The 500-nt window shown below is 65.4% G+C and carries 2 protein-coding genes; both read left to right on the top strand.

Annotated features, from left to right (window positions below; genetic code table 11):
- The coding region (locus tag A5784_RS18750) for an MspA family porin (protein WP_197514794.1) at nt 1–207 on the top strand (207 nt) is incomplete at its 5' end.
- Nucleotides 208–288: 81 nt separating this feature from the next.
- Nucleotides 289–500 (top strand): MspA family porin (locus A5784_RS18745; protein ID WP_197514793.1); only part of this gene is annotated, 212 nt, incomplete at its 3' end.

Below are 500 nucleotides of genomic sequence, written 5' to 3'. Positions count from 1 at the left end.
TACCTCAAGCCGGGCACCGTCACCATCGTCCCCATCGACAAAAAGTCGTTCAAGGGCAAGGGAACCCGCGTGACCATCACCGGGGTGCGCATCAAGTTCGACCAGTGCGCCGGTCAGTCGTTCATCCGCACCTACTCCACGCTGACCAGCTCCACCGACAACACCGACGACGTCGTCACCTACCTCGGCGTGACCAAGGCCGTCTAAGGCCCGACAAAACCCACGACACCGATGACGCACACCGAACACTCCCCGGTTTCGACACCCACGAGAGGCACACGTTCCCGCATGTTCAATCGTCTCGCCACCCTGGCAGCCCTCTGCATGTTGGCCCCGGTCGCCGTGGCACCACTGGCCTCCGCCGAACCCGGCGTCGTGACCACCCCCGACGGCTGGAAGCTCACCGTCGCGGCCACCAATGAGAGCCAGCTGCCCATCGCCCCGCTGACCACCGCCGCGTCCTCGCGTGAATACCTGGTCGCCGGCACCTTCACCGGCAC

Source organism: Mycobacterium sp. 852013-50091_SCH5140682, assembly GCF_001665685.1.
In the GTDB taxonomy this organism is placed as follows: domain Bacteria; phylum Actinomycetota; class Actinomycetes; order Mycobacteriales; family Mycobacteriaceae; genus Mycobacterium.
The sequence above is the reverse complement of the archived record's forward strand: the minus strand, read 5'-3'. Positions and strand labels throughout refer to the sequence as shown.